This window comes from Weissella confusa (assembly GCF_004766315.1).
Lineage (GTDB): Bacteria > Bacillota > Bacilli > Lactobacillales > Lactobacillaceae > Weissella > Weissella confusa_A.
The window spans coordinates 1-1631 of record NZ_PVSN01000086.1; the positions used below are offsets into that span (position 1 = coordinate 1).

A 1631-nucleotide genomic window follows, 5' to 3' on the forward strand; every position below is an offset into this window, starting at 1 on the left:
TTCGTTTAACTTCTGTTAAACAACAAAAATTGAGTTATACTCAAACTTCAAATTGAGAGTTTGATCCTGGCTCAGGATGAACGCTGGCGGCGTGCCTAATACATGCAAGTCGAACGCTTTGTGGTTCAACTGATTTGAAGAGCTTGCTCAGATATGACGATGGACATTGCAAAGAGTGGCGAACGGGTGAGTAACACGTGGGAAACCTACCTCTTAGCAGGGGATAACATTTGGAAACAGATGCTAATACCGTATAACAATGACAACCGCATGGTTGTTATTTAAAAGATGGTTCTGCTATCACTAAGAGATGGTCCCGCGGTGCATTAGCTAGTTGGTAAGGTAATGGCTTACCAAGGCGATGATGCATAGCCGAGTTGAGAGACTGATCGGCCACAATGGGACTGAGACACGGCCCATACTCCTACGGGAGGCAGCAGTAGGGAATCTTCCACAATGGGCGAAAGCCTGATGGAGCAACGCCGCGTGTGTGATGAAGGGTTTCGGCTCGTAAAACACTGTTGTAAGAGAAGAATGACATTGAGAGTAACTGTTCAATGTGTGACGGTATCTTACCAGAAAGGAACGGCTAAATACGTGCCAGCAGCCGCGGTAATACGTATGTTCCAAGCGTTATCCGGATTTATTGGGCGTAAAGCGAGCGCAGACGGTTATTTAAGTCTGAAGTGAAAGCCCTCAGCTCAACTGAGGAATTGCTTTGGAAACTGGATGACTTGAGTGCAGTAGAGGAAAGTGGAACTCCATGTGTAGCGGTGAAATGCGTAGATATATGGAAGAACACCAGTGGCGAAGGCGGCTTTCTGGACTGTAACTGACGTTGAGGCTCGAAAGTGTGGGTAGCAAACAGGATTAGATACCCTGGTAGTCCACACCGTAAACGATGAGTGCTAGGTGTTTGAGGGTTTCCGCCCTTAAGTGCCGCAGCTAACGCATTAAGCACTCCGCCTGGGGAGTACGACCGCAAGGTTGAAACTCAAAGGAATTGACGGGGACCCGCACAAGCGGTGGAGCATGTGGTTTAATTCGAAGCAACGCGAAGAACCTTACCAGGTCTTGACATCCCTTGACAACTCCAGAGATGGAGCGTTCCCTTCGGGGACAAGGTGACAGGTGGTGCATGGTTGTCGTCAGCTCGTGTCGTGAGATGTTGGGTTAAGTCCCGCAACGAGCGCAACCCTTATTACTAGTTGCCAGCATTCAGTTGGGCACTCTAGTGAGACTGCCGGTGACAAACCGGAGGAAGGTGGGGATGACGTCAAATCATCATGCCCCTTATGACCTGGGCTACACACGTGCTACAATGGCGTATACAACGAGTTGCCAACCCGCGAGGGTGAGCTAATCTCTTAAAGTACGTCTCAGTTCGGATTGTAGGCTGCAACTCGCCTACATGAAGTCGGAATCGCTAGTAATCGCGGATCAGCACGCCGCGGTGAATACGTTCCCGGGTCTTGTACACACCGCCCGTCACACCATGAGAGTTTGTAACACCCAAAGCCGGTGGGGTAACCTTCGGGAGCCAGCCGTCTAAGGTGGGACAGATGATTAGGGTGAAGTCGTAACAAGGTAGCCGTAGGAGAACCTGCGGCTGGATCACCTCCTTTCTAAGG

The 1631-nt window shown here is 50.0% G+C and carries 1 rRNA gene; it reads left to right on the forward strand.

Features of this window, described 5'->3' with window-relative positions:
- Positions 1-48 precede the first annotated feature (48 nt).
- Positions 49-1625, forward strand: a 16S ribosomal RNA gene (locus tag C6P11_RS10780).
- Positions 1626-1631 lie beyond the last annotated feature (6 nt).